At 59.9% G+C, this 24,632-nt stretch carries 25 protein-coding genes; 13 read left to right on the forward strand and 12 right to left on the reverse strand.

Annotated features, from left to right (window positions below):
- Window positions 1-90: 90 nt before the first annotated feature.
- From EGT36_RS15035 to EGT36_RS15045, 3 genes are all read left to right on the forward strand, one after another.
- Window positions 91-3,909 (forward strand): vitamin B12-dependent ribonucleotide reductase, encoded by a 3,819-nt coding sequence (locus EGT36_RS15035; RefSeq protein WP_037093649.1) that lies wholly within the window; start codon window positions 91-93, stop codon window positions 3,907-3,909.
- A gap of 116 nt (window positions 3,910-4,025) precedes the next feature.
- Window positions 4,026-4,304, forward strand: coding sequence for a BrnT family toxin (locus EGT36_RS15040; RefSeq protein ID WP_004442197.1), 279 nt, complete (start codon window positions 4,026-4,028; stop codon window positions 4,302-4,304).
- Window positions 4,294-4,626: a helix-turn-helix domain-containing protein gene (locus EGT36_RS15045; RefSeq protein WP_037093651.1), complete on the forward strand. Its 333-nt coding sequence runs from the start codon at window positions 4,294-4,296 to the stop codon at window positions 4,624-4,626. The genes EGT36_RS15040 and EGT36_RS15045 overlap by 11 nt, the downstream gene beginning before the upstream one ends.
- Before the next feature lie 6 nt (window positions 4,627-4,632).
- On the opposite strand, the gene EGT36_RS15050 is transcribed toward EGT36_RS15045, so the two are convergent.
- Window positions 4,633-5,958: an Nramp family divalent metal transporter gene (locus tag EGT36_RS15050; protein ID WP_037093652.1), complete on the reverse strand. Its 1,326-nt coding sequence runs from the start codon at window positions 5,956-5,958 to the stop codon at window positions 4,633-4,635.
- Between the two features lie 262 nt (window positions 5,959-6,220).
- On the opposite strand from EGT36_RS15050, the gene EGT36_RS15055 reads away from it, so the two are divergent.
- A complete protein-coding gene (locus tag EGT36_RS15055) occupies window positions 6,221-6,586 on the forward strand; it encodes a VOC family protein (protein ID WP_037093653.1) in 366 nt (121 codons plus the stop codon).
- A 126-nt stretch (window positions 6,587-6,712) separates the two neighbouring features.
- On the forward strand, window positions 6,713-6,934 hold the full coding sequence (locus EGT36_RS15060; RefSeq protein WP_125270510.1) for a hypothetical protein: 222 nt from the start codon (window positions 6,713-6,715) through the stop codon (window positions 6,932-6,934).
- A gap of 16 nt (window positions 6,935-6,950) precedes the next feature.
- On the opposite strand, the gene EGT36_RS15065 is transcribed toward EGT36_RS15060, so the two are convergent.
- Entirely contained in the window at window positions 6,951-8,684 is a 1,734-nt protein-coding gene (locus EGT36_RS15065) for an ABC transporter ATP-binding protein (RefSeq protein ID WP_125270511.1), read from the reverse strand.
- A gap of 229 nt (window positions 8,685-8,913) precedes the next feature.
- Between EGT36_RS15065 and EGT36_RS15070 the strand changes: the two genes are divergently transcribed.
- Window positions 8,914-10,146 carry an AI-2E family transporter gene (locus EGT36_RS15070; RefSeq protein ID WP_037093657.1) on the forward strand — a complete coding sequence of 411 codons (1,233 nt, stop codon included), beginning with the start codon at window positions 8,914-8,916 and terminating at the stop codon, window positions 10,144-10,146.
- Between the two features lie 385 nt (window positions 10,147-10,531).
- Here EGT36_RS15070 and EGT36_RS15075 read toward each other — a convergent pair whose 3' ends face one another.
- Window positions 10,532-10,987, reverse strand: a complete 456-nt coding sequence (locus EGT36_RS15075) for a GNAT family N-acetyltransferase (protein WP_125270512.1) — start codon at window positions 10,985-10,987, stop codon at window positions 10,532-10,534.
- A gap of 107 nt (window positions 10,988-11,094) precedes the next feature.
- Here EGT36_RS15075 and EGT36_RS15080 point away from each other — a divergent pair, with 107 nt between their 5' ends.
- On the forward strand, window positions 11,095-11,508 hold the full coding sequence (locus EGT36_RS15080) for a hypothetical protein (RefSeq protein ID WP_125270513.1): 414 nt from the start codon (window positions 11,095-11,097) through the stop codon (window positions 11,506-11,508).
- A 204-nt stretch (window positions 11,509-11,712) separates the two neighbouring features.
- Here the strand turns inward: EGT36_RS15080 and EGT36_RS15090 are convergent, their stop codons facing one another.
- The 3 genes from EGT36_RS15090 to EGT36_RS15100 form a co-directional block, all read right to left on the reverse strand.
- Entirely contained in the window at window positions 11,713-12,867 is a 1,155-nt protein-coding gene (locus EGT36_RS15090; RefSeq protein WP_037093663.1) for a DUF2336 domain-containing protein, read from the reverse strand.
- A gap of 111 nt (window positions 12,868-12,978) precedes the next feature.
- On the reverse strand, window positions 12,979-13,590 hold the full coding sequence (locus tag EGT36_RS15095) for a flavin reductase family protein (RefSeq protein WP_037093665.1): 612 nt from the start codon (window positions 13,588-13,590) through the stop codon (window positions 12,979-12,981).
- Window positions 13,590-14,171: a nitroreductase family protein gene (locus EGT36_RS15100; protein ID WP_022556291.1), complete on the reverse strand. Its 582-nt coding sequence runs from the start codon at window positions 14,169-14,171 to the stop codon at window positions 13,590-13,592. The genes EGT36_RS15095 and EGT36_RS15100 overlap by 1 nt, the downstream gene beginning before the upstream one ends.
- A gap of 110 nt (window positions 14,172-14,281) precedes the next feature.
- Here EGT36_RS15100 and EGT36_RS15105 point away from each other — a divergent pair, with 110 nt between their 5' ends.
- Window positions 14,282-15,262, forward strand: a complete 981-nt coding sequence (locus tag EGT36_RS15105; RefSeq protein WP_125270514.1) for an RgsD C-terminal domain-containing protein — start codon at window positions 14,282-14,284, stop codon at window positions 15,260-15,262.
- Window positions 15,263-15,476: 214 nt separating this feature from the next.
- On the opposite strand, the gene thrS is transcribed toward EGT36_RS15105, so the two are convergent.
- The 4 genes from thrS to EGT36_RS15125 all read right to left on the reverse strand — a co-directional run bounded on the left by thrS (window position 15,477) and on the right by EGT36_RS15125 (window position 18,936).
- Window positions 15,477-17,480, reverse strand: coding sequence for a threonine--tRNA ligase (gene thrS / locus EGT36_RS15110; RefSeq protein WP_004442234.1), 2,004 nt, complete (start codon window positions 17,478-17,480; stop codon window positions 15,477-15,479).
- 125 nt (window positions 17,481-17,605) lie between these two features.
- Window positions 17,606-18,130: a DUF1697 domain-containing protein gene (locus EGT36_RS15115; protein ID WP_037092531.1), complete on the reverse strand. Its 525-nt coding sequence runs from the start codon at window positions 18,128-18,130 to the stop codon at window positions 17,606-17,608.
- The gene (gene yidD / locus EGT36_RS15120) at window positions 18,127-18,486 is read right to left on the reverse strand and encodes a membrane protein insertion efficiency factor YidD (RefSeq protein WP_004442241.1); all 360 of its coding nucleotides are present in this window, start codon (window positions 18,484-18,486) and stop codon (window positions 18,127-18,129) included. Before yidD ends, EGT36_RS15115 begins: the two co-directional genes overlap by 4 nt.
- Window positions 18,487-18,489: 3 nt before the next feature.
- Window positions 18,490-18,936, reverse strand: a complete 447-nt coding sequence (locus EGT36_RS15125) for an iron-sulfur cluster assembly scaffold protein (protein ID WP_035210771.1) — start codon at window positions 18,934-18,936, stop codon at window positions 18,490-18,492.
- A gap of 281 nt (window positions 18,937-19,217) precedes the next feature.
- On the opposite strand from EGT36_RS15125, the gene folE reads away from it, so the two are divergent.
- The 3 genes from folE to EGT36_RS15140 all read left to right on the forward strand — a co-directional run bounded on the left by folE (window position 19,218) and on the right by EGT36_RS15140 (window position 21,451).
- Window positions 19,218-19,844, forward strand: a complete 627-nt coding sequence (gene folE / locus EGT36_RS15130; protein ID WP_003495569.1) for a GTP cyclohydrolase I FolE — start codon at window positions 19,218-19,220, stop codon at window positions 19,842-19,844.
- Between the two features lie 127 nt (window positions 19,845-19,971).
- A complete protein-coding gene (hisI, locus tag EGT36_RS15135) occupies window positions 19,972-20,424 on the forward strand; it encodes a phosphoribosyl-AMP cyclohydrolase (RefSeq protein WP_022556294.1) in 453 nt (150 codons plus the stop codon).
- A 94-nt stretch (window positions 20,425-20,518) separates the two neighbouring features.
- Window positions 20,519-21,451, forward strand: coding sequence for a patatin-like phospholipase family protein (locus tag EGT36_RS15140; protein ID WP_004442259.1), 933 nt, complete (start codon window positions 20,519-20,521; stop codon window positions 21,449-21,451).
- A 144-nt stretch (window positions 21,452-21,595) separates the two neighbouring features.
- On the opposite strand, the gene EGT36_RS15145 is transcribed toward EGT36_RS15140, so the two are convergent.
- Together EGT36_RS15145 and EGT36_RS15150 are read right to left on the reverse strand one after the other, a co-directional pair.
- Window positions 21,596-22,030 (reverse strand): CBS domain-containing protein, encoded by a 435-nt coding sequence (locus tag EGT36_RS15145; RefSeq protein ID WP_006698832.1) that lies wholly within the window; start codon window positions 22,028-22,030, stop codon window positions 21,596-21,598.
- A gap of 154 nt (window positions 22,031-22,184) precedes the next feature.
- On the reverse strand, window positions 22,185-22,922 hold the full coding sequence (locus EGT36_RS15150) for a rhomboid family intramembrane serine protease (RefSeq protein ID WP_037092530.1): 738 nt from the start codon (window positions 22,920-22,922) through the stop codon (window positions 22,185-22,187).
- A gap of 353 nt (window positions 22,923-23,275) precedes the next feature.
- Here EGT36_RS15150 and EGT36_RS15155 point away from each other — a divergent pair, with 353 nt between their 5' ends.
- Together EGT36_RS15155 and EGT36_RS15160 are read left to right on the forward strand one after the other, a co-directional pair.
- Window positions 23,276-23,827, forward strand: a complete 552-nt coding sequence (locus tag EGT36_RS15155) for a PAS domain-containing protein (RefSeq protein WP_172965650.1) — start codon at window positions 23,276-23,278, stop codon at window positions 23,825-23,827.
- Window positions 23,828-23,999: 172 nt separating this feature from the next.
- Window positions 24,000-24,617, forward strand: a complete 618-nt coding sequence (locus tag EGT36_RS15160; RefSeq protein WP_037092525.1) for a PilZ domain-containing protein — start codon at window positions 24,000-24,002, stop codon at window positions 24,615-24,617.
- Window positions 24,618-24,632 lie beyond the last annotated feature (15 nt).

A 24,632-nucleotide genomic window follows, 5' to 3' on the forward strand; every position in this document is an offset into this window, starting at 1 on the left:
TCGGCAACAACCGGCTGCGCGAAGGCATCGCACGGCTGGAACGAATTTTTGCGCCCTTCACCGGGCACCCAATGGACGAGGACAGAAACCATGCGCATTGAACGCCGCTTCACGAAGCCCGGCCAATCGCCTTATGCGGAGATCGACTTCCGCAAGGCCGTCAGTGAAATCAAGAACCCGGATGGATCCATCGTGTTCCGTCTGGCTGACATCGACGTTCCCGCGCAGTTCAGCCAGGTTGCCACCGACGTTCTGGCGCAGAAATATTTCCGCAAGGCCGGCGTGCCGAAGTTCCTGAAGAAGGTTGAGGAAAATGACGTTCCTTCCTTCCTCTGGCGCTCCGTGCCCGATGAAAAGGCGCTGAAGGATGTTCCGGAAGCCGAGCGCTACGGCTCCGAGACCGATGCACGCCAGGTTTTCGATCGCCTGGCCGGCACCTGGGCCTATTGGGGCTGGAAGGGCAAATATTTCTCGTCCGAAGAAGATGCCCTCGCCTTCCGCGACGAGCTTGCCTATATGCTCGCCACCCAGCGCGTTGCCCCCAACTCCCCGCAATGGTTCAACACCGGCCTGCATTGGGCCTATGGCATTGATGGTCCCGGCCAGGGCCACTTTTATGTCGACCCCTTCACCGGCAAGCTGACCAAGTCCAAGTCCGCTTACGAACATCCGCAGCCGCATGCCTGCTTCATCCAGTCCGTTGAGGACGACCTCGTTAATGAAGGCGGCATCATGGACCTGTGGGTGCGTGAAGCGCGCCTGTTCAAATACGGCTCCGGCACCGGCTCCAACTTCTCCTATCTGCGTGGCGAAGGCGAAAAACTCTCCGGCGGCGGCAAATCGTCAGGCCTGATGAGCTTCCTCAAGATCGGTGACCGCGCAGCCGGCGCCATCAAGTCCGGCGGCACGACCCGCCGCGCAGCGAAGATGGTCGTCGTTGATGCCGACCACCCGGATATCGAAGCCTATATCGACTGGAAGGTGAACGAGGAGCAGAAGGTTGCCGCTCTCGTCACCGGTTCCAAGATCGTCGCCAAGCACCTGAAGGCGATCATGAAGGCCTGCGTCAACTGCGAAGCTGACAACGGCGATTGCTTCGACCCGGCCAAGAACCCTGCCCTGAAGCGCGAAATCCGCGCCGCCAAGAAGGACATGGTGCCGGAAAACTACGTCAAGCGCGTCATCCAGTTCGCCGAGCAGGGTTACAAGGACATCCAGTTCAAGACCTATGACACGGACTGGGATTCGGAAGCCTACCTCACGGTGTCGGGCCAGAACTCCAACAACTCCGTCTCGCTGAAGGACGATTTCCTGCGCGCTGTCGAAAATGACGGTGACTGGAACCTGACCGCCCGCAAGGACGGCAAGGTCATGAAGACGCTGAAGGCCCGCGACCTCTGGGAAAAGATTTCCCACGCCGCCTGGGCGTCTGCCGATCCGGGTCTGCACTTCAACACGACGATGAACGACTGGCACACCTCGCCGGCGGCCGGCCCGATCCGCGCCTCCAACCCGTGCTCGGAATACATGTTCCTCGATGACACGGCCTGCAACCTTGCCTCGCTGAACCTTCTGCAGTTCAAGGATCAGGCGACGAAGCGCATCGATATCGCCGATTACGAACACGCCGTTCGCCTCTGGACCGTCGTGCTCGAAGTGTCCGTCATGATGGCGCAGTTCCCGTCGCGCCAGATCGCCGAACTCTCCTATGAGTACCGGACGCTGGGCCTCGGTTACGCCAATATCGGCGGCCTCCTGATGTCCTCGGGCATTCCCTATGACAGCGCCGAAGGCCGCGCCATTGCCGGTGCGCTCACCGCCATCATGACCGGCGTGTCCTATGCCACCTCGGCCGAAATGGCCGGCGAGCTTGGCCCCTTCCCGGGCTTTGCGCCCAACCGCGAAAACATGCTGCGCGTCATCCGCAACCACCGCCGCGCCGCCCTTGGCCAGTTGGAAGGTTATGAGGGCCTGTCGGTCAACCCGGTCGCACTCGTCCATGGCGACTGCCCGGATCAGGACCTGATCGCCCACGCAACGGCCGCCTGGGACAAGGCGCTGGAACTTGGCGAAAAGCACGGCTACCGCAACGCCCAGACCACCGTTATCGCACCCACAGGCACGATCGGCCTCGTGATGGATTGCGACACGACCGGTATCGAGCCCGATTTCGCGCTGGTGAAGTTCAAGAAGCTCGCCGGTGGCGGTTACTTCAAGATCATCAACCGCGCCGTTCCGGATGCGCTGCGTTCGCTCGGTTACTCCGAAAGCCAGATCGCCGAGATCGAGGCCTATGCCGTCGGCCATGGCAATCTCAACCAGGCTCCCGGCATCAACCCCTCGACGCTGAAGGCCAAGGGCTTCACCGATGAGAAGATCGAAGCCGTCAACGGCGCGCTGAAGAGCGCCTTCGACATCAAGTTCGTCTTCAACCAGTGGACGCTCGGCGCCGACTTCCTCAAGGAAACGCTGAAGGTTTCCGACGAGCAGCTCTCCGACATGAGCTTCAACCTGCTCGAGCACCTCGGCTTCGGCAAGAAGGACATCGAAGCGGCCAACGTTCACGTCTGCGGCGCGATGACGCTGGAAGGCGCACCGTTCCTGAAGAACGAGCACCTGCCCGTCTTCGATTGCGCCAACCCCTGCGGCAAGATCGGCAAGCGTTACCTCTCCGTCGAATCGCATATCCGCATGATGGCGGCGGCTCAGCCCTTCATCTCCGGTGCGATCTCCAAGACGATCAACATGCCGAACGATGCGACGGTTGAGGATTGCGGCGCAGCCTACATGCTCTCCTGGAAGCTGGCGCTGAAGGCCAACGCCCTTTACCGTGATGGTTCCAAGCTTTCCCAGCCGCTCAACGCGTCGCTGGTGGAAGATGAGGACGAAGAAGACCTGATCGAAGAACTGATCCAGCAGCCCGCCGCACAGCAGGCCGTGACGATCACCGAAAAGATCGTCGAGCGCGTTATCGAGCGCGTCTCACGCGAGCGTGAAAAGCTGCCGAACCGCCGTCAGGGTTACACCCAGAAGGCAACTGTGGGCGGTCACAAGGTCTATCTGCGCACCGGTGAATTCGGTGATGGCCGCATCGGCGAAATCTTCATCGACATGCACAAGGAAGGCGCCGCCTTCCGCGCAATGATGAACAACTTCGCCATCGCCATTTCGCTCGGCCTGCAATATGGCGTGCCGCTGGAAGAATATGTGGAGGCCTTCACCTTCACCAAGTTCGAACCGGCCGGCATGGTGCAGGGCAACGACGCGATCAAGAACGCCACGTCGATCCTCGACTACGTGTTCCGCGAACTCGCCGTCTCCTATCTCGGCCGCCACGATCTCGCCCATGTCGATACGTCCGACTTCTCCAACACGGCGCTCGGCAAGGGTATCCAGGAAGGCAAGACCAACCTCGTTTCCACCGGCTGGACCCGCGGTTACAAGCCGACCATCGTGTCCCGCAATGACGGCGAACGCACCGCTTCCGAGCCCAAGGGATCGGCAACGGCAGCCCCTGCCCGCGCCTCGGCCAACGTGACCTCGTTTGCAGGCTCCGCAGCCCGCAAGCTGGAACCGACAGTCGCCATCGCAACCTCCGAAATCGTCTCCTTCAAGCGGGACTATGAAGAGCGCGCCAAGGAACTGGCCGAAGAAATCGCCGAAGAAGTGATCGACGAGGTCGTCCAGGAAGCCCAGCAGACGGCAACCGCCCTCTTCTCCGACAAGGCCGCCGCAGACGCTGCTTCGGCCAAGACGGAAGCCAAGAAGGTCGAAAACGAACGCCGCATGCGCTCGATCGCTCAAGGGTATACGGGCAACATGTGCTCGGAATGCCAGAACTTCACGATGGTGCGGAACGGCACTTGCGAGAAGTGCGATACTTGTGGTGCGACGAGCGGTTGCAGCTGAGCGTTAGCTTAGACACCACCAAAAAACGACTAGTCTTGAGGGCTCTTTCAGATATGAAAGAGCCCTTCTTCTTTTGATATTTTATCCATTTCACTACTGGAAACCCGTAGTCCACAATGTTATCTTTTGAGTGGAATGACCGAAAGGCTTTAACCAATCTCGCCAAACATGGCGTCAGCTTTGAAACGGCCCGCAAGGTTTTTGAGGATCCATTTGCCGTGGATATCGAGGATCGTTCAGCGAATTACGGCGAAGTCCGACGACGTATAGTGGGGTTGGGCAACGGATTGGTTCTGACTGTGATCTATACCGAACGCAGCGAAGTGATCCGCATCATCTCGGCACGAAAGGCGACACGCGCGGAGCGCAAGGAATACGACGACAATGGCTGGTAAAATCGATCAAACAGACTGGGCCCGCCTTCACGCCATGACCGATGAAGAGGCGGAGGCGAATGCGCTTGCCGACCCCGACAATCCGCCGGTTTCTGCCGAGCAACTTGCTGCGGCTCCCAGAATGCCGCGCATCAAGATCATTCGCCGGGCCCTGAAGCTGACGCAGGAAGAGTTTTCCGCGCGTTATCATATTCCGCTCGGCACCCTGCGTGATTGGGAACAGGGACGTAGCGAGCCGGACCAGCCGGCCCGCGCTTATCTCAAGGTCATCGCCGTCGACCCGGAGGGCACGGCCGCCGCGCTCCGTAAAGGCGCGGCCTGACCCGCCTCACCCGATAAAATCCACCAGCAGCTTCACATTCAACGCCGCAATCACCACCGCGATCAGCCATGCGAAGCCTGAGAGCCAGAGCGGTGAGCGCAGCTCGCCCATCTTGGCCTTGTCACCGGTGAACATCACCAGCGGGAAGACGGCGAAGGAGAGTTGCAGGCTCAAGACCACCTGCGTCAGGATCAGCAGTTCGCCCGTGCCGCTGTCTCCGTAAAGGATGGTCACGCCGGCGGCGGGGATGATGGCGATGGCGCGGGTGATGAGGCGGCGCAGCCAGGGGGCGAGCCGCATCTTGAGAAAACCTTCCATCACGATCTGGCCGGCAAGCGTTGCCGTGACAGTGGAATTGATGCCGCAGCACAAAAGCGCCACGCCGAACAGCGTCGGCGCAATCGCAAGGCCGAGCAGCGGCGCCAGCAGATTATGCGCCTCGCCGAGTTCGGCGACATTAGTCTGCCCCGCCTTGTTGAAGGTCGCCGCCGCCAGAATGAGGATTGATGCGTTGATGAGAAGCGCGAACATCAGGGCGATGGTGGAATCGAAGGTCGCGAATTTCAGCGCCTCGCGCTTTTCGGCAATTGTCTCGCCGATTTCGCGGGTCTGCACGATGCCCGAATGCAGATAGAGATTATGCGGCATGACGGTCGCGCCGAGAATGCCGAGCGCCAGATAGAGCATATCAGGATTGGTGACGATTTCGGTCGTCGGCGCAAAACCAAGGATCACCTGCCCCCAGTCAGGGTCGGCGAGCGCTACCTGAATGGCGAAACACACGGCAATGACGCCAAGCAGCGTGATGACCAGCGCCTCCACCCAGCGGAAACCGAGCCTCTGCAGATAAAGGATCAGAAAGACATCGAGCGCGGTGATGAGAACGCCGATTTCGAGCGGAATGCCGAAGATGAGGTTGAGGCCGATGGCCGTGCCGATCACCTCGGCAATATCGGTGGCGATGATGGCGATCTCGGCGAGCAGCCATAGCAACATGGCCACCGGCTTCGGATAGGCGTCACGGCAGGCCTGGGCGAGATCGCGGCCGGAGGCAATTGCAAGACGGGCGCAGAGCGATTGCAGCACGATCGCCATGATGTTCGAGACCAGCGCAACCGTTAGCAGCGTATAGCCGAACCTGGAGCCGCCGGCGAGCGACGTCGCCCAGTTTCCGGGATCCATATAACCGACGGCAACGAGATAGCCGGGACCAAAAAACGCCATGGCCCGGCGAAACGTGCCGGCATTCGGCTTGACGCGGATAGAGCTGTGAACGTCGGACAACGAGAGATCGTCGCCGTTTCGCCGCCATCCAAAGACTGGCTTCTCCATACTATGCGCTTTCTGAACGGAAATATGATTAATGCAATTGCAAATCATTCGCATAAAGAGACGCAGGACGCAAGCTGACTTTTGACGCCGCGATGTGGCGCTTAGCCCTCTCCCGGCACTGCGACCGGTCATGCGGGTGCTGGACGATTGACAATGTGGTTACTTGACACCGCGCGCCATTGCCTCGCCATGTCAGCCGTCGCTAGAAAGATCGGTGCCATCAGAAATTTGAAAGTGCGTCAGTCCAGCTGAGGAGAAGCGTATGAATATTGTCGCCCATGTCGAAATCCCCGTGACCGATCTTGATCGGGCGATCCGCTTCTATCGCGCGGTTTTTGATGTGCCCTTTGCCGAAATCGTCGCGATCCACGATAGCAGAATGGCCTATTTCCCTTTTGACGAAAACAGCAATGGCGCCAGTGCCGCGCTTGCCGAAGGCCCGGCCTATGTACCGACGCGAGATGGAGCGATCGTCTATTTCAGTGTCGCTGATGTGGATGATGTGATTGCTAAAGCTCTTGCCGGTGGAAGCGAGCTCCTATTTCCCAAAACGGCGGTGAATGATGCGCTCTTCGTCGCGGAGATTTCCGATAGCGAGGGCAACCGCATCGCCATTCAATCCGCCTGATCGGCCTTCCCAAGACAGAATGACCGGACTCACGTCCTTGTCATCACCTGTTCGCCACACAAACGGAACAGTCGCGGTAGCGCTGACGTTGATCTTTCACCAAAACGCTTAAATCTGGGGAAGTTCATGCGACAGCACCGGAATAACGACGTGGTGAACCATCGAGGCCGGTGGCCGAACTATATCATGGGGCACAGAAAGCCCCGCGAATGGCTGATGACGATCAGCGGCGTCCTGCTGCTCTTCGTCGTAGCGGCCGCCGTCGCCATGGGTTACCTCGTCAGCAGCCATCCCGGCAAGCCGGAGGCAAACCCCGGCATTGTAGAAGAACAGGCAGCAGAAGGCTGAGCGACGTGCGGGCCGGTCAGCTGAGGCCCGCGAGATGACCGCTGAACTGCGCCTCGTGCAGACGGCTGTAATGGCCCTTGGCAGCCAGGAGTTCGGCATGAGCGCCGGTTTCGGCGATGCCGCTCTGGTCAACCACCACGATGCGCGAGGCATCGCGAATCGTCGCCAGCCGGTGGGCGATGACGAGGGTGGTGCGGCCTTTGGCGAGCTCGGTCAGCGATTGCTGGATGGCCCGCTCGGTTTCCGTGTCAAGCGCCGAGGTGGCCTCATCGAGAATGAGGATCGGCGGATTTTTCAGGAACATGCGGGCAATCGCAAGACGCTGCTTCTGCCCACCGGACAATTTGACGCCACGTTCGCCAATGACGGTATCGAGCCCGAGCGGCATGGCCTCAATGACGCCGTCCAGCCGCGCGCGCCTAGCGGCATCCATGATCTCCGCATCCGAAGCGCCAAGCCGTCCATATTCGATGTTCTCACGGATCGTGCCGCCGAACAGGAAGACATCCTGCTGCACGATGCCGATCTGATTGCGCAGCGAGGCGAGCTTCATCTTTCTGATATCGATGCCGTCAATGGTGATCGCACCGCTGGTGACGTCATAAAAGCGCGGCAGCAGCGAGCAGAGCGTCGTCTTGCCCGCACCGGAAGGGCCGACGAAGGCCACGGTCTCGCCGGCGCTGATCTTCAGGTCGATATTGCTGAGAACCTGCTTGCCCTCGGCATAACCGAAGCCCACATGGCGGTATTCGATATCGCCGCGCAGCAGCGGCGCTTCCACCGCATCGGGCGCATCGACAATATCGGGCGCGGTGTCGAGAAGCTCGGTGAACCGGCGGAAACCGGCAATGCCCTTGGGATAGGTCTCGATGACCGAATTGATTTTTTCCACCGGGCGGAAAAACACGCCGACCAGCAGCAGGAAGCCGACGAAGCCACCTTCTGTCAGGTCGCCATTCAGAACGAACCAGGCGCCGCAGATCATCACGATCATCTGTGTCAGCCGCATGCTCATGTAGCTCAGCGAGGTGCTGGCCGCCATGATCTTGTAGGCGTCAAGCTTGGTGCGGCGGTATTTCTGGTTGTCTCTTTCGAACAGCGCCCTCTCGTGATCCTCATTGGCAAAGGCCTGCACCACTCGCATGCCGCCGACATTTTCCTCGATACGGGCGTTGAAATCCCCCACACGGCCGTATAGCGCGCGAAAATTCTGCGTCATGCGACCGCCATACCGGCTGGTGACCCAGGCGGTGACGGGCACGACGGCGGCGGTGATGAGCGCCAGCGGCACATTGACCGACAGCATCAGCAGGAACGCGCCGATAAAGGTCATGATGGCGATGAACAGGTCTTCGGGCCCATGGTGGGCCACCTCGCCGATCTCTTCCAGATCCTTGGTCAGCCGCCCGACCAGATGGCCGGTCTTCTGGTTGTCGAAATACCGGAAGGAAAGCTTTTGCAGATGATCGAAGGCCAGACGGCGCATGTCGGTTTCGATATTGATCCCAAGCATGTGTCCCCAGTAGGTGACAGTCGCCATCAGCCCGGTATTCAGCACATAGATGAGCAGAAGCCCGACAGAGGCCGCAAGGATGATCGCCCATTCACCGCCCGGCAGCAGCACGTCGACAAAGGCCTTCACCGCCATCGGAAAGCCGAGTTCCAGTACGCCCGACAAGACAGCGCAGGAAAAATCGAGAATGAACAGACCGCGATAGGGGCGATAATAGGCGAAGAAGCGGCGGAGCATAGCGTGACCTGGAGATCGGGCGCGGCAACCTTACGCCGCAAGAAAAACGGAGTTCAATTGTCATATTTCAATGCGCGCGCCAAGACCGATGTTCTATTTTTACCAAAATCGTTCAATAGGTTCAGCAATAAACACACAACGGTAATGTGATCCGATTATATTGCACTTATATGTATCGGTGTGACAAAGTGAATGCACCCTTCGGGGAGAATGCGAGAAAGAGCCTGCCGTGAGTAAGAATGACAGCCGTAAGCAGAGTGGCGAACCGAGATGGCTTGGTCCGGCCAGCCCGACGCGGATCGCCCTGATCCCGCCCATTTCGGCTGCGCGCTGGCTGCTCGTTCTCGTTGCCCTGGCCGGCATCTACTTCTTCCACGGCTTCCTGGTTCCGGTTCTCGCCGCCCTCGTCATCGGTTTCGCCAGCTGGCCGGTCTATACACGGCTTCTTCGGCAGGTGGGCGGCAACACCACGCTCGGCGCCACCATCGCCATCATTCTCATCCTCGCCTTCCTTGTCGTCCCGATCTTCATCGCCGCTTCCTACACGGCCAGCGAAATCCGCGAATGGTTCGGCTGGGCAGTGCATGTCAACAAGACCGGCGCCCCCGTGCCGGACTGGATCGCCGCCCTTCCCGCCGTCGGCCCATGGCTTGGCGAACAATGGGTGAAATATATCGGCACGCCGGGCGCCATCGGTGAGGTGATCCAGCTCGTCAGCGGCGCCAATATCGGCAATATCTACAGGGCGATCCTCGCCGCCGGCAATGGCGCGTTCCATCTCGTGCTGACGTTGCTGTTCATGCTGATCGCGCTGTTCTTCGTCTATCGTAACGGGGCCGGTTTCACCCGTCAGGTCGATCTGGTCGGCGAGCGCATCCTGCCGACGCGGTGGGAGCGCATTTCCCGCGTCGTGCCCGCCACGATCAGCTCCACGGTCACCGGCATGACGCTGATCGCCATCGGCGAAGGCATCATCCTCGGCATCGCCTACTGGATCGCCGGTGTCCCCTCGCCCGTCACGCTCGGCGTGCTGACGGGCGTCATGGCCCTCATTCCGGGCGGTGCGCCTCTGTCCTTCACGCTGGTGTCCATCTATCTGGTCGCCAGCGGCTCGCCCGCCCACGGGTTGGCCCTGTTTGTCTGGGGTTCGGTGGAACTCTTCATCGTTGACAAGACCATCCGCCCGAAACTCGTCGGCGGGCCCATCAAGCTGCCATTCCTGCCGACGTTTTTCGGCCTCGTCGGCGGCGTCAAGACCATGGGTTTCCTCGGCCTCTTCATCGGCCCGGTGCTGATGGCGCTTCTGGTCGCGATCTGGCGCGAATGGGTGCGTGAGGTCGAACTTTCCGCGGCCGCCGAAGCTCCGACACCGCCTCCTGCGCAGGGTGAAGCCTTGGACGAGGTCGCCGTGCTCGAGGACAATAGCGAGGAAACGACGGCGTTTCGGAAGGCCGCTTTCTGATTGAAGCCTGCGCCAGACGCCGCAGCTCCGGTAACGACAGATATCCGCGAACCTCGCATCCGCCCATGCTCGGCCTCGTTGCGGATCCGCAACTATCGCTTCTCCGGTACGGGACCTGATCCTCGGCGCGTTGCGATCATTCTTAGTTCTAAGTCTTCATTCAGGTCTGAAACGGACGGAGAGCGGGAAATGCACCATCGCCGTCATCCTCACCTTGCGCCAAGGTTCTAATCACGTCAGATAAATCACTCGGATGCAGATCCTCGTGACACACCGAGGATGACGTTGGGTGTTTGGCGCGATCCGTCGCTCGCGCTGCGTTTCATGTCGCGTGGATTCCTTCGTTTTGGACACCGCAAAGCGGCCGCGAACCTCTACCGCCGACTTAAAGCACCTTCTCCATGAAGAGGCTGAGCGGATCAGGCTTATAGGGCGCAAAAGCCTCGATCTCCACGAAACCCGCCTTGCGGTAAAGCCCTATCGCCTCCGGCTGGCTGATGCCGGTTTCGAGACGAATGGCAGAAATGCCAAGCTCCTCACCGCGCGCGATGAGCGTATCCATGATCAGCTTGCCGATGCGCAGACCCCGCGCCTCCGGATCGACGAACATGCGCTTGACCTCAGCCGTGCCATCGCCCGCTTCCACCAGCGCCCCGCAGCCGACCACGCGGCCACCATGCCGCACCACGAAAAAAGAGACATTATCCTTCTCAAGCGCGCCGATATCGACCAGATGATTGCTTTCTGCGGGGTAAAGCGACGCCATATAGGCATTGGAAAGGTCGATGAGGCGCAGAACCGCGTCCTGACGGGGTGTCTCAAGCTTGATTTCGATGGCCAATGCGATGCCTGCCTTCTCTCAAAAAAATGCGTATTTCGTCGTAATGTCACTGCAATCGGGATAGATGAGTTTCTAGAGCATAATTCCCGACAGAGGCAACACACACCATGAAAACAGCCCTCGTTCTCATGACCTTTCTCGGTTGCGACGACAGCGCCACCGATTGCCATTACCTCGCCACCTCGCAACAGCGGTGGACGAGCATCGAACTGTGCGACGCTGTGTCGGAAAAGGAGCGTTTTGCAAACGCGTCCTATCCGGTGGTCGTGGCCGTGTGCCAGACACCGGGTGAACAGAGCCCGCAAACGGCCGGCACTCAGTCCGGTACTCCAGCACCGGCCGATGCCCAGCAGGCCACGGCGGAAGTGACGCCGAAAGAAGAGGAAAGTCTCACCAAACAGGCGATCGGCCGCGTCAGCCGCGTCCTTCCTTCCACCGAAGGCATAAAGCACTTCCTTGGAACGCCTGTGAGGATGGTCGAAAACAGCTATTCATGGATTGCCAAACGGTTCGATAAGTGATTGCGGGCAACCGATCTTCCCTCATTCCTGTGCTTGTCACAGGAATCCAGCGACGCGCGTCTCCGCGGCGGAGAGAGTCCTTCCAGCCCAAGGACTTGGGCTGGAAGGATTCTTGTGACGAGCACAGGGATGAGGATGAGAGGATGCCCCTCCGGGAAAATTACGATACTCATATGATTTGTATCAGCCGAAATTAACCCGACCTTACGCCGCCTCCACCGCCAGCGCCTGCGCATAATATCTCGCCTTCTGCCGTTCTTCCGCGATGCTCAGCTTGCGCACCGCGTGCAACAGTTCGAACAGCGTTTCGGAACCGCTCACGTCACGGAAATGCGACAGCAATTCGGCAGAGACGGAGGCGGCCGCCTCAGGAAGCTGCGAGCGGGCGGCACGGCGCCACATCAGCGTCGCTTCGCTGAAGACGTCAACGACGTCGCCCGACAGACCAATGGACTGGAACAGCGCCTTCAGCGCATGCGGCCGGCCCGTGGCCAGAATGGCGCGCACCTTGCGGTCATCAAGACCGGAGAGATTGACCATGGCCGCCGTGAAGAACTCAAGCCGGCCCGAACAGACGGCATGGATGAGCAATGCGGGCGTCAGCTCCAGCCTCTGGCGCAGATGCTCCACCAGTGCCGGCAGTTCCGGCGAGGAAACGCTCGATGCGATCAGGATGGTGGCGGAATCTTCCGCTTCGCGGAAAAGACTGTCGGCGCGGTTGCGCGTGATCAGCGCATGAACCAGCGCGGAATCCGCAAGAGCCTCGCTCACGCGGCCCACGAGCAGATGACGCGCATCGGCAGGCAAGGCCTCGCGGCGGAGCAGGAGATCACGGATATCGGCGTCGCAACCGTGACGTTCGGCGATGCGCCGGAGCGAAAACGGTGTGATGAAGGCTTCGTCATTTTCTAGCAGGATGGTGGTTTCGGGCAGGTCGCCAACTTCCGCAAGCGCGGCGCAGACCCCGCGCGGCAGGCCGGGCCTGGCGGCGATGAGCGCGCGGGTCAAGCTTTCACCACGCCCCGCCAGATCGACTAGATCGGCCTCGGCCAGAACCGGCGAACGGGCGATTACCGTGCAGGCGATTTCCGGCTGGTCTTCGGCAAGGGAAACGATAATGGCGCGCGGCGCATCATGGGCGTCCGCAAGCGCTTCGGCAAGCGCCAGCCGCACGCGCGGCGAAGGATCGTCGAGAAGATAGGTCATCGCCATATAGGCGGCATCGCGGTTTTCGCGCGCCATGCCGGAATGCAGATAGGCACGGCCGAGAGCATTGGCGGCATTCGCCCGCTCGGTCGATCCAGCCTTTTCAGACCAGCGAAGAAATGCCTGTACGATCACCTGAGCCTCGAAACACATTCATACAATGGATGGCGGCATCATCGCCGCCACCATGTATAAAACTCTAGGCGCAAATGGTTTACGTTTGGTTCACCATAAAAATTAACCCTCGCCGAAGAAGGCCTATATTTACGGCGCAGTAGAGGGGCGCTGCAGCTGGAATACATCGCTGCCGCCATCGCAGTAATCCATATAGCCCATGCGCGCCACTGGACGGGCAAGTCCCATGTCGATGCGCCCGTCGCGAATGATCGTTTCGTCGATGTGGATCGCCATGACCTGACCGATGACCATCCAGGAATCCGCTGGCTCGCCGTCAATGTCCCTGAGCTGCTGAATCTGGGTTACCCGGCATTCGAGAACCGCCAGTGCCTCACCCACAAAAGGCGCATCCACCACGCGGCCATCGACAGCGGTAAGACCGGCAAGGGCGAATTCATCGACATCATAAGCGACGGGTGCAGAAGACGCATTCATCCGGTCTACCAGATGGCGGCTGACGAGATTGGCGGTAAAGACGCCGGTCTCCTCGACATTGCGCAGACTGTCCTTCCTGCCGCTGGAGGAGAACATCACGAGCTTCGGCCGGTCCGAAATCGCGTTGAAGAAGGAATAGGGCGAGAGGTTGAGGGAACCTTCCCTGCCCTTCGAGCCGATCCAGCCGATCGGGCGCGGCGCGACGATGGCCTTGAACGGATCATGCGGCAGGCCGTGCTGGTTGGTGTCCGTGGTGTAGAACATCAGACGTCCCCAACCCAGGTGACGACATCGGCAAGCTCCGGCCGAGGCCGTTCCACCGGCGGGAATGTCGTCGAACCGACATGAATGAACCCGGCGACCTTCTCCGCCGCATCGACGTCGATTTCCGCGAGAAAGGCCGGATCGAAAGCGAGCCATTCCGTCAGCCAGTTCGCTGCGAAACCGCTGGCATTGGCTGCGAAGATGAGATTGAGGCACACCGCGCCGGCCGACATGATCTGTTCCCACTCCGGAATCTTGAAATGCGGCTTTGCAGTGCTGATGACGGCAATGACGACGGGTGCGCGGGTGAAGCGGGTGCGCTCGGCTTCCTGCTGCTGCAGGTCGAGGTCCGGGCTCTTTTCGAGTGCGATCCGAAGCGCCGTTTCACCGAGACGGACGCGCTCCTCGCCGCGGAAAACCACGAAACGCCACGGCGCAAGCTTACCATGGTCAGGCACGCGGACGGCGAGCCGCAGGATATCTTCAATTTCCGCCTTCGAAGGTCCCGGCTCGGCAAGTTGCAGGGCCGGCGTGGAACGGCGAACCCTGAGGTAATCGAGGAGCTTGATATCACTTGTCATGATCAATAATCTTCCATTCTGCTGTCATCGCAAAAACATGGGCCTTGAAATAGCCACGGCATTGGTTTTGAAGTGATCCGGGAAAATCAAGAAGTCAATCGGTATCGAAAATGTCGGCAATCAAAATCGCGGCGCGTCAGACCATTGCATGTGCCGCGCTTGGCCTGTTATCGCAAGCTGCTTTTTCGCAGGACGCCTTCAAGGACTTCAAGCAACTCGGCGGCACGCCGAAAATGCCGAAACTCAATGCTTTCACCGCTCCCTCCGCCCCCAACGCGCCGACTAGCACCGCCCGCGACATAGTCATGGAAGCCAAGCTGACCGGCGACGGTGAAGCGGTGAAGGAAGGCCTGTCCTGGCGCGTATTCAGCCCCATCCCCGGCACCGACGGTAAATTGCCGATGCTGGCAAGCTCAGAGGGCGGCTCGGCGGAATTCCATCTGGTGCCGGGCGAATATTTCGTCAACGTCGCTTTCGGCCGCGCAGGTGTCACCAAGAAGCTCAACGTGCCTGCCTCCGGCAGCGTCCAGAAACAGGTGCTGATTCTCGATGCCGGTGGTTTCGTGCTGAACGCCGTTGCAGGGTCCGACAAGCAGATTTCCGCCAACCAGCTGAAATTCTCTATCTATTCCTCCGACGCCCGTCCCGATGGCGAACGCGGGCTGGTTATGGAAGACATTAAACCGAACACCATCGTGCGCCTCAATGCCGGCACATATCACGTCGTTTCCCAATACGGTAACGCCAACGCCTCCGTGCGCGCCGATATCCAGGTGGAAGCCGGCAAGCTGACAGAAGCGACCCTCCAGCACCGGGCGGCACAGATCACTCTCAAGCTGGTATCCGAAGCGGGCGGCGAAGCCATTGCCGATACAGCCTGGTCTGTGCTGAACGGCGGCGGTGACGTTGTCAATGAAAGCGTCAGCGCCTTTTCGACCATGGTGCTGGCCGAAGGCGAATATACCGCCATCGCCCGCAATAAGGACAAGGTCTACCAGCGCAATTTCAAGGTAACCGCCGGCCGGGATTCGGATGTGGAAGTGCTGATGAAGGATCAGGCGCCGGAAGAGATGTCCGGGGATTTCGAGTAGGCGTCACCCACATCCATCCGTCATGCCGGACTTGATCCGGCATCCAGCGACGACGCGTCTGCGTCGTGAAGAGAGTCTTTCGCGATCAACGACTTGATCGCGCTGGGCCCCGGATCTAGTCCGGGATGACGGAGGTGAATGCGTCGCCTTTGGCAGTGAAATTACCCGCACATCCCCACAAACAAAACGGCCCCCGAAGGGGCCGTAACTGATATTAGGCAACCTGCTTCTTCGCCGCCAGCTTGCGCTTCACATCCGGCGGCGTCGCTTCGTCCACGAGGCTGGTGATTGCCTCCTCAAGCGACATCGATGTCTGGTTCTGCGAGCCGAGACGGCGGATGTTGACGGTGCGCTCTTCCGCTTCCTTGCGGCCGCAGACGATGATGACAGGAACCTTGGTCACCGAGTGCTCGCGGATCTTGTAGTTGATCTTTTCGTTGCGGAAGTCGGTCTCGACCGCCATGCCCGCTTCGCGCAGCGCTTCCGCAACCTCACGACCATAATCATCCGCATCAGAGGTGATCGTCGCGACCACGACCTGGAGCGGTGCGAACCACAGCGGCATGTGACCGGCGAAGTTCTCGATCAGGATACCCAGGAAGCGCTCCATCGAGCCGCATATGGCGCGATGGATCATCACCGGCTGCGTCTTTTCCGAGTTCTGGTCGATATAGAAGGCGCCGAAACGCTCAGGCAGGTTGAAGTCCACCTGCGTCGTGCCGCACTGCCATTCGCGGCCGATGGCGTCCTTCAGGGTATATTCGAACTTCGGTCCGTAGAAGGCACCCTCACCCGGCAGGATGCCGGTCTTGATGCGTCCCTCCGACTGTTCCTCGATGGTCTTCAGAACCTCCATCATCACGCTTTCGGCGCGATCCCACAGATCGTCGGAACCAACGCGCTTTTCCGGGCGCGTGGAGAGCTTGACGACAATTTCGCTGAAGCCGAAATCTTCGTAGACGGAAAGGATCAGATCGTTGATCCGCAGGCATTCCGCCGCCATCTGCTCTTCCGTGCAGAAGACATGCGCATCGTCCTGCGTAAAGCCACGAACACGCATCAGGCCGTGCAAAGCGCCGGACGCTTCATAACGGTGCACATTGCCGAATTCAGCAAGACGAACCGGCATTTCGCGGTAAGACTTCAAGCCATGCTTGAAAATCTGCACGTGACCGGGGCAGTTCATCGGCTTGAGCGCAAAGACGCGCTGATCGGCTTCCTCGTCATCGGGATGGGTAAAGGCATGGGCGGATTTCACCGCGAACATGTTTTCCTGATACCAGCCCCAGTGACCGGAGGTTTCCCACAGCGACTTGTCGAGCACCTGCGGCGCGTTGACTTCCTGATAGGTGTTGGCGAGCCGCCGGCGCATATAGGCCGTCAGCGTCTGGAACATGCGCCAGCCCTTGCCGTGCCAGAACACGACGCCCGGACCTTCTTCTTGGAAATGGAACAGGTCCATTTCGCGGCCGAGACGGCGGTGGTCGCGTTTTTCGGCTTCGGCCAGAACGTGAAGGTAATTATCGAGCTCCTCCTGCGTCGCCCAGGCGGTGCCATAGATGCGTGACAGCATTGCATTGTTGCTGTCGCCGCGCCAATAGGCGCCGGCCACCTTCATCAGTTTGAAGGCAGTGCCGATCTGGCCGGTGGAAGCCATATGCGGGCCACGGCAAAGATCGAACCAGTCGCCCTGATAATAGATCTTCAGGTCCTGACCTTCCGGAATCGCATCGACCAGCTCGACCTTGTAATTCTCGCCCTTGGCGGCGAAGACTTCCTTGGCCTTTTCACGCGACCAGACTTCACGGGTAAACGGCTTGTTGCGCTGAATGATTTCCTTCATGCGCTTTTCGATCTTCGGCAGATCTTCCGGCGTGAAGGGCTCGTTCTTGGCGAAGTCGTAATAGAAGCCGTTCTCGATAACAGGGCCGATCGTCACCTGCGTGCCGGGCCACAGTTCCTGCACGGCCTCGGCCATGACGTGGGCGGCATCGTGGCGGATGAGCTCAAGTGCACGCTTGTCTTCGCGCGTGACGATCTCGATCTTGCCATCGGTGATGGTGTCGGACAAATCGCGCAGGGTGCCATCAAGCGTTATGGCGACGGCTTTCTTGGCGAGCGATTTGGAGATGGATTCGGCAACCTCGCGGCCGGTCGTGCCGGGGGCGTAGCTGCGGACGGAACCATCGGGAAATGTAAGGGAAACGGCTTCAGACATCGTTTAGTGCTCCTGTCCAGTCCCGCCAACGAATGCGGGTGGTGTTGGAATAATGATTTGCCCGCGACAGGCGGGCACGCAGGCTGATAAAGGCTTTTGCCATTGCAGTCAAAGGTGAAGGCCGCTCAGCGAAGCATTTCCGCGAGACCATTGACCGTGTTGGCGTTGCGGGTCGTGCCTATACCGAGCCTTCTTGTGGTCAGCGCAGACAGCAGCCTGCTCTCGCTCGGTTTGCCCTTGAAATCGATCCACAAGTCACCGCCGATCACGGCGATCGTCTCCTGTCGGCGATACTTATCGAGAAATCCAAGGATACCTTCGCCAAGCGGTTCACGCATCACCCGCACGCAGACATCCGGCGGATTGCCCTTGGCGAAGGGATTGTCCGCCGCCAGCTTCAGCCAGTCGCCGCCGGAACGAACGAGAATATCGACATGTTTGCCGAAGCGATCTTCGAAGGCGCGCTCCAGCCTGTCCTCAATCTCGCGAACAGGTGTCGCTTCAGCGCGAAAAACAAGATTTCCGGTCGCGACAAGCGTCCTGCAGTCGGTAAATCCCAGCTCTTCCGCCATGGCCCTGAGATCGGCCATGATAAGTCGCTTGCCCACGCCGAGAACGATGCTGTGCAGCAGGGCCACATAGTCATTCATCGATGTCGGCTCCAGTAGCGCCACGGCATCCACCAGCGCCTGCTTCCATCAAGTACTTCCGGCACCGGATCCAGACCGCTTGTGCCGCCCGGTCCGCAGCGCGCCACACGAAACAGCGTCATCCAGCCGCCGGCCCAAAGCCCGTGGCGGGCAATCGCCTCGTAGCCATATTCCGAACAGGTGGGGATATGGCGGCAGGAGTTTCCGATGAAGCCGGAAAGCGTCAATTGATAAAGCCTGATAAAGCCGACACCGAAAAGCCGTCCTGGCGTCCTGGCAAAGCTGCCCGTCCAGTTACGCGATCGCCCGGATTTCACCTCGGTTTGCTGGTGCCGGCAGCCCGGTTCGCCGCACATGGCCTAACCCGCGGCGTCGAGAGCCTGCCGCCCTTCGATCTGGTCGAGCGCATCGACCACGGCTTCGAAGGTCAGCATGGTGGAGGCGTGGCGGGCCTTGAAATCCCTGACTGGTGACAGAACGCGCATATCCTCGAAACGGCCCGTCGGGCCATCGCCGCCCTGTTTCAACATGGCAAGCATGTCTTCCCGCGCCTGCCGGACTTCGCCGCTGGAGGCCCCGACGATGTGGTGCGCCATAATGGAGGCGGAGGCCTGGCCGAGCGCACAGGCACGAACCTCGTGCGAAAACGCCGTTACGATACCGTCTTCGACTTTCAGATAGACCTTCAGCTTCGAACCGCACAGCCGGGAGTGTTTCTCGGCGCTGGCGTCAGCATCCTCAAGAACGCCGATGAGCGGGATATTCCCGGCAAAGTCCAGAATGCGATTATTGTAGATATCGTCCATCATTGGTGCCCGGCGCGCTCAAGAATGCCCAAAACAGGACAGGTCAAATTTTTCTAACACAGCGTTTGTCGCAGTGAAGCTTTCCTGCCCTTCATTCTCATTATATGCTAACGAGCTTTCTGGACATCAAGCCGTGATCAAATTAACGGCTCCGATACCGAAAAAACAGCATCGGCCTTGCCAAAATGCTATAAAACAACCAGATAGCAGCAACTGCGAACATGGGTTCGCGATGTAAAACGAATTCAGGTGCGGCCTTTACCCGCATCGGGAGAGACGGAATGGATGCGATCGTGAAGAATTTCCCCGGCGCTGGCGCAAAACCCGACGTGGCCGAAGCTCGCCCGAGCCAGGCCGAAGCGGAAGAAGCAGTGCGCGTTCTCTTGCGCTGGGCTGGAGAAAATCCCGCCCGCGAAGGACTTCTGGATACGCCGAAGCGCGTCGCCAAGGCCTATCGCGAGCTTTTTGCCGGTTACGAGCTGAATGTTCAGGACGTGCTCGGCACGACCTTCGAGGAAGTCGGCGGTTATGACGATGTGGTGCTGGTGCGCGACATTCCGTTCTTCTCCCATTGCGAACACCATATGGTGCCGATCGTCGGCAAGGCGCATGTCGCCTATCTTCCGGCCGGTCGCGTGCTTGGCCTGTCGAAGATCGCCCGCGTTGTCGAAATCTTCGGCCGCCGCCTGCAGACGCAGGAAAACATGACCGCGCAGATCGCAAGATCGATTGAGGAAACCCTGAAACCGCGCGGCGTGGCCGTCATGATCGATGCCGAACATATGTGCATGTCCATGCGCGGCGTCAACAAGCAGGGGTCGACCACCCTCACCACCTCCTTTACCGGCACGTTCAAGAACGACCCGGCCGAACAGGTGCGCTTCATGACCATGGTGCGGAACCGTTAAGCACCGGCCCGAAAGCCGTAATGCGGCTTTCGGAAAATCCGATGCGCAAGAAAATTCAGAGTGGCGGGCGCTCTTCCGTTTCATCCGCCCCTCTCATCGTTCCGCCAGATGATTTTCCGAGGTTGCCATGTCCATTCCCTTTCCGTCCGCGCCCGCGGACAAGGAAGCGCTTGAAAACGCAGGTCTCTTTTCGCCGAAATTCGACGCCCACGGCCTCGTCACAGCCGTAGTCACCGACGCGCGCGATGGCGAACTGCTGATGGTCGCCCATATGAATGCACAGGCGGTGTCGCTGACGCTTGAGACCGGCATCGCCCACTATTACAGCCGTTCGCGCGACAAGATCTGGAAGAAGGGCGAAACGTCGGGCAACCTGCAGACCGTGAAGGAATTCCGCACCGATTGCGATCAGGACGCCGTGTGGCTGAAGGTCTCGGTCGCCGGCCACGATGCCACCTGCCACACCGGCCGCCGCTCCTGCTTCTACCGCACGGTCGAACTGGCTGATGGCCAGGCGGTGACGAAAATCACCGACGATACGCGCCATTTCGATCCGGCGACGACCTATTCAGGCACATAAACCGCCGCCTTCCATCGGCCGCACCAATTTGCTACCAATATAGCGGGTTCCGGGGCCAAGGGCGGAACCCGAAGAACTGGCAGGGAGTGCGGTCATGTTGGGATGGGGAAATCGTCAGAACCACCTTGCGGCGGGTAATACCGACGTCATCGGCAATGAACCGCCCGTTACACAGATCGTCGATAAACACCGGATAGCGCTCGCGCTTGGCGGTGGCGCAGCCCGGGGCTGGGCCCATATCGGTGTCCTGCGGGCCCTCGATGAAGCGGGCGTCAAGATCGGCATGATCGCCGGCACCTCGATCGGCGCGCTGGTTGGCGGATGTTATCTCGCCGGCAAGCTCGATGAGCTTGAGGAATTCGCCCGCTCGCTAACGATGCGCCGCATTGCCGGCCTGCTGGATCTCACGATCGGCGGCGGCGGGCTCTTCGGCGGAATGCGGCTCACAAAACGCATGCAGGAGCATCTGGAAGGGCTGCGCGTCGAGAGCCTCGATCATCCCTTCATCGCCGTCGCGACGGAGTTGCGCACGGGTCATGAAGTCTGGATTCATCAGGGTGATCTCGTGACCGCCTTGCGTTCATCCTATGCGCTGCCCGGCATCTTCGAACCCGTGCAATGCAACGGCCGCACCCTCATCGATGGCGCCCTCGTCAATCCCGTGCCGGTTTCGGTCTGCCGGGCCTATGAGCAGGCGCTGGTCGTGGCGGTAAACCTCAATTACGATCTCTTCGGCCGCTCCGCCGTCGTCAAGCACGCCGCTGCACCGCCCGGCGGCGCACCGCACGACAGCGCGCCGCGCCCCGGCCTGCCGGGCGTCATGGTGCAGGCCTTCAACATCATTCAGGACAGGATTTCGCGCTCGCGTCTGGCAGGTGATCCGCCCGATCTGATGCTTCATCCCCGCATCAACGATATCGGACTGTCGGAATTCCATCGCGCCAGTGAAGCCATCGATAGGGGATATCAGGAAACGCGCGCGCGCATTCCGGAACTGGAGCGCATGCAGCAGGCGTTCCGGCGGTGAGGCGAGAAGCTCGCTCATTCCTGTGCCCGTCGCGGGAATCCAGCCGATGCGCGTCTGCGTGGCGGTAGGAACTACTTTCAGCCCAAGGACTTGGGCTGACTAGATTCCTGTGACGAGCACAGGAATGAGGGAGAGGACACTAACTCACCCGGCAATATAAGCCTTGATATGCTCCGCTTCGGCCTCGATTTCACCGATCCGCGCCTTCACCACGTCGCCGATGGAGATGATGCCGGCAAGGCGGCCATTCTCTTCGACCGGCACATGCCTGAAGCGCCCGCCCGTCATGATTTCCATCAGCTCATCGGTGGTGGAATCGTGGTGACAGCGGATGACATTTTTGGTCATGGCCACTGAAACGGATTGCTGGAGAGAAGCGGCACCCTGGCCCGCCACGGCCTTTACGAGATCGCGTTCCGTGAAGATGCCGAGAACGACACCATCGCCATCGGTCACGACGACGGAACCGATCTTATGTGCGTGCAGCGTGGCCGCGGCCTCACCGATGCTGACCTCAGGATTGACAGTCACGACGTCCCGGCCCTTGCGGTCGAGAAGATCCTTAACGAATGTTGGCATGCCTTCCTCCTCTTTGCAACGATCCGCAGTGCCGCAGTCTCCCCCGGCGGTTGCAAATCATGAGGTATGGTGCGCTGAGGCCCGCGTGAATGCAATCCCGGATGGGACGCCCGAAAGCAAATTTGCGCCACGCCCGACAAGGAGCGTGATCGGCCTAGCGTAACGGGCGATCGAAAAAGCCGAAGAACAGGAAGCCGAGCAGAAACCCGAAAACATGGGCATCCCAGGCGATCTGACCGCCGACGTCGCCGAACAGCGGCACGCCGATCGCAATCAGCACATTGCCGAACAGCCACATCAGCGTGAAGATCAGCACCGTACGGTTGGAGAGCGCCGCAAGAATGCTCTGCCGCGGCATCAGATGGCCGAAAGACGCGCTATATCCGCCCCGCGCCGGAAAGGCGAACCGGCAGGCCGCTCCCATCAGCGCCGAAACGACACCGGACGCTCCGATCAGCACCGTCACGTCCCCCCAGTTCAGAACCGCATGACCAAAGGCCGAAACGGCGGCGGAAATGCACCATAACAGCACGAAACGCACTGTTCCGATCCGACGCAGAACCGGCGCGCCGAAGGCCATCAGCCACAATCCGTTAAAGAGGATATGCTCGATACCGCCATGCAGGAAAGAATAGGTCACCGGCGTCCACAGCCATTCCAGCCCCTGCTGGGAAAACGGCACCGCATAACGCAGCGGAATGAAGCCGAAGGTGAAGATGAACCAGCCATTGCCTTCCTCCGACAGAAGATAGGCGGGAACGACATAAGCAACGATCAGCGCGACCAGGATGCCCACCAGCAGCGATGGCAGATTGAAGGCGGGATTGTTCGCATCGTCTTTCGGCTCCGGCGTTTCCGAAACCGGCGGCTGTTCGCCGTCCTCGTAGGACATGGTTTATCCCTGTCTTGGTCGAATTTTGCGTTTCCCGAGCAATATAGGAAGCCTGAAAGAAAAAAAAGCCGTCCCGCCTTCGAAGCGCGCGACGCCGGAACCGTAACCGGAAAAGGCGCCAGGCCAAAAACGGTCCGGCTTGCAGACCCACCGTAAAAGAACGGGCGGGGCCATTAAATTGTGCTGAAGGAGCTTTCCCCGACAGGGCCGCACCGATGCCACGACAAATGCCGTCAGGCAATATCAACCCTTTGTTAACCTTAACAAATCCAGTTGGCACGAAAATCGCTACACCTCCAGATACAGACGTTCGGATGGACATGATGTCCCAAAAACGAACATGGAGAGATGCTATGAAGAGCATGGCCGGACTGGAGATATATGCCTATTGGGATGAATTGCGCGGCAAGAGCGCCGCTCCACGCCGCGAGGACATTGAACCCTCGAAGCTCAAGACTCATCTCGGCGACCTTTTCATCCTGACAGACAAAGGAGAGGAAACACCCTTCTTCCGTCTTGCCGGCACCCGCCTTTGCGACCTGTTCGGCCGCGAATTGCGGGACCGCCCGTTTTCAGAACTCTGGCCGGCGGCCGGCGCGTCCTTTCCCTGTCGCGTGGCGCTCGGCATCCTGCAACATCAATTGCCCGTGGTCTTCGACATCGATGCTGACGACGGCTACGGCGACGCGCCCCTGGCGTTCGAAATGCTGCTGCTGCCGTTGCGCACGGAAGCAGGTGTCGCCCCGCGGCTCCTCGGCGCGCTGCTTCCACAGCAGCCACGGCACCACACATTGATGGTGCCGATACACTGTCTGTTGAAAAGCAGCCGGCTGCTGCGTATGGACATCACCCCGGCCGGATATTCGGCCAATGCCGCAGCCGCGTTACGAACGGGTAGATGCTGAGGCGTCCAGGATCGACGAAGCGATGCTGAAAGCCCATGGCCGCACGGAGCGCGGGGCAACGAAACGTAACGATTTGGTCGATTAGAAAAATTGTAGAGATTAGGCAATACAGTCTGTTAACTCGCACAGGGTAGAAACGGACGATCATCATTCATTACAATTTGCGCTGCCCATGTTTTCGTCCCGTTCGGTCAACACCGCCCAAATTCTGCGCCCGGTTGAGGAAGTTCGCCTCGACGACGCCGTGCGTGTGTCCTTCAACGGCCGCCTCATGTTGCCCGATCACGAAGAATATGATTGCACCGCCACCGAGATGACCGCCGAGAGAGCGCAATTCACCTGCCCGGGTGTCGCCCGCAATGGCGATCGCGTCATCGCCTATCTCCAGCATATCGGCCGGATCGAAGGCACGGTGACGTCGCTGACGGCATCCGGTTTCCTCATCGCCATCAATGCGCCCGAGCGCAAACGCGCAAAGCTCGCCGCCCAGCTCGCATGGATCGCCAAGCGTCAGTTGCTGGGCCTGCCGGAAGACCGTCGCCACGACCGCCTGACGCCGCGCAATGCCAGGGCGCAGCTGGTTCTCGAAGACGGCATGCTCGTCGCCTGCCGCCTGATCGACCTGTCGCTCTCGGGCGCAGCAATCGAGATAGAACACCGGCCGCCGCTCGGCAGCCGCGTCCAGCTGGGCAAAAACATGAGTGGCAAGATCGTGCGTCACTTCATGGAAGGCGTCGCCGTTGAATTCGATCGTGTCCAGTCCCCCGACGCATTGATCGAGTTTCTTTAAAAAGGCCCCGCACGG

It is taken from the genome of Agrobacterium sp. FDAARGOS_525 (assembly GCF_003938925.1).
GTDB lineage: Bacteria > Pseudomonadota > Alphaproteobacteria > Rhizobiales > Rhizobiaceae > Agrobacterium > Agrobacterium pusense.

Excerpts from the sequence above, each read along its gene's own strand:
- EGT36_RS15035 (WP_037093649.1), top strand. The coding sequence starts at position 91 with ATGCGCATTGAACGCCGCTTCACGAAGCCCGGCCAATCGCCTTATGCG.
- EGT36_RS15040 (WP_004442197.1), top strand. The coding sequence starts at position 4,026 with ATGTTATCTTTTGAGTGGAATGACCGAAAGGCTTTAACCAATCTCGCC.
- EGT36_RS15045 (WP_037093651.1), top strand. The coding sequence starts at position 4,294 with ATGGCTGGTAAAATCGATCAAACAGACTGGGCCCGCCTTCACGCCATG.
- EGT36_RS15050 (WP_037093652.1), bottom strand. The coding sequence starts at position 5,958 with ATGGAGAAGCCAGTCTTTGGATGGCGGCGAAACGGCGACGATCTCTCG.
- EGT36_RS15055 (WP_037093653.1), top strand. The coding sequence starts at position 6,221 with ATGAATATTGTCGCCCATGTCGAAATCCCCGTGACCGATCTTGATCGG.
- EGT36_RS15060 (WP_125270510.1), top strand. The coding sequence starts at position 6,713 with ATGCGACAGCACCGGAATAACGACGTGGTGAACCATCGAGGCCGGTGG.
- EGT36_RS15065 (WP_125270511.1), bottom strand. The coding sequence starts at position 8,684 with ATGCTCCGCCGCTTCTTCGCCTATTATCGCCCCTATCGCGGTCTGTTC.
- EGT36_RS15080 (WP_125270513.1), top strand. The coding sequence starts at position 11,095 with ATGAAAACAGCCCTCGTTCTCATGACCTTTCTCGGTTGCGACGACAGC.
- EGT36_RS15090 (WP_037093663.1), bottom strand. The coding sequence starts at position 12,867 with ATGTGTTTCGAGGCTCAGGTGATCGTACAGGCATTTCTTCGCTGGTCT.
- EGT36_RS15095 (WP_037093665.1), bottom strand. The coding sequence starts at position 13,590 with ATGTTCTACACCACGGACACCAACCAGCACGGCCTGCCGCATGATCCG.
- EGT36_RS15100 (WP_022556291.1), bottom strand. The coding sequence starts at position 14,171 with ATGACAAGTGATATCAAGCTCCTCGATTACCTCAGGGTTCGCCGTTCC.
- EGT36_RS15105 (WP_125270514.1), top strand. The coding sequence starts at position 14,282 with ATGTCGGCAATCAAAATCGCGGCGCGTCAGACCATTGCATGTGCCGCG.
- thrS (WP_004442234.1), bottom strand. The coding sequence starts at position 17,480 with ATGTCTGAAGCCGTTTCCCTTACATTTCCCGATGGTTCCGTCCGCAGC.
- EGT36_RS15115 (WP_037092531.1), bottom strand. The coding sequence starts at position 18,130 with ATGAATGACTATGTGGCCCTGCTGCACAGCATCGTTCTCGGCGTGGGC.
- yidD (WP_004442241.1), bottom strand. The coding sequence starts at position 18,486 with ATGTGCGGCGAACCGGGCTGCCGGCACCAGCAAACCGAGGTGAAATCC.
- EGT36_RS15125 (WP_035210771.1), bottom strand. The coding sequence starts at position 18,936 with ATGGACGATATCTACAATAATCGCATTCTGGACTTTGCCGGGAATATC.
- folE (WP_003495569.1), top strand. The coding sequence starts at position 19,218 with ATGGATGCGATCGTGAAGAATTTCCCCGGCGCTGGCGCAAAACCCGAC.
- hisI (WP_022556294.1), top strand. The coding sequence starts at position 19,972 with ATGTCCATTCCCTTTCCGTCCGCGCCCGCGGACAAGGAAGCGCTTGAA.
- EGT36_RS15140 (WP_004442259.1), top strand. The coding sequence starts at position 20,519 with ATGTTGGGATGGGGAAATCGTCAGAACCACCTTGCGGCGGGTAATACC.
- EGT36_RS15145 (WP_006698832.1), bottom strand. The coding sequence starts at position 22,030 with ATGCCAACATTCGTTAAGGATCTTCTCGACCGCAAGGGCCGGGACGTC.
- EGT36_RS15150 (WP_037092530.1), bottom strand. The coding sequence starts at position 22,922 with ATGTCCTACGAGGACGGCGAACAGCCGCCGGTTTCGGAAACGCCGGAG.
- EGT36_RS15155 (WP_172965650.1), top strand. The coding sequence starts at position 23,276 with ATGAAGAGCATGGCCGGACTGGAGATATATGCCTATTGGGATGAATTG.
- EGT36_RS15160 (WP_037092525.1), top strand. The coding sequence starts at position 24,000 with ATGTTTTCGTCCCGTTCGGTCAACACCGCCCAAATTCTGCGCCCGGTT.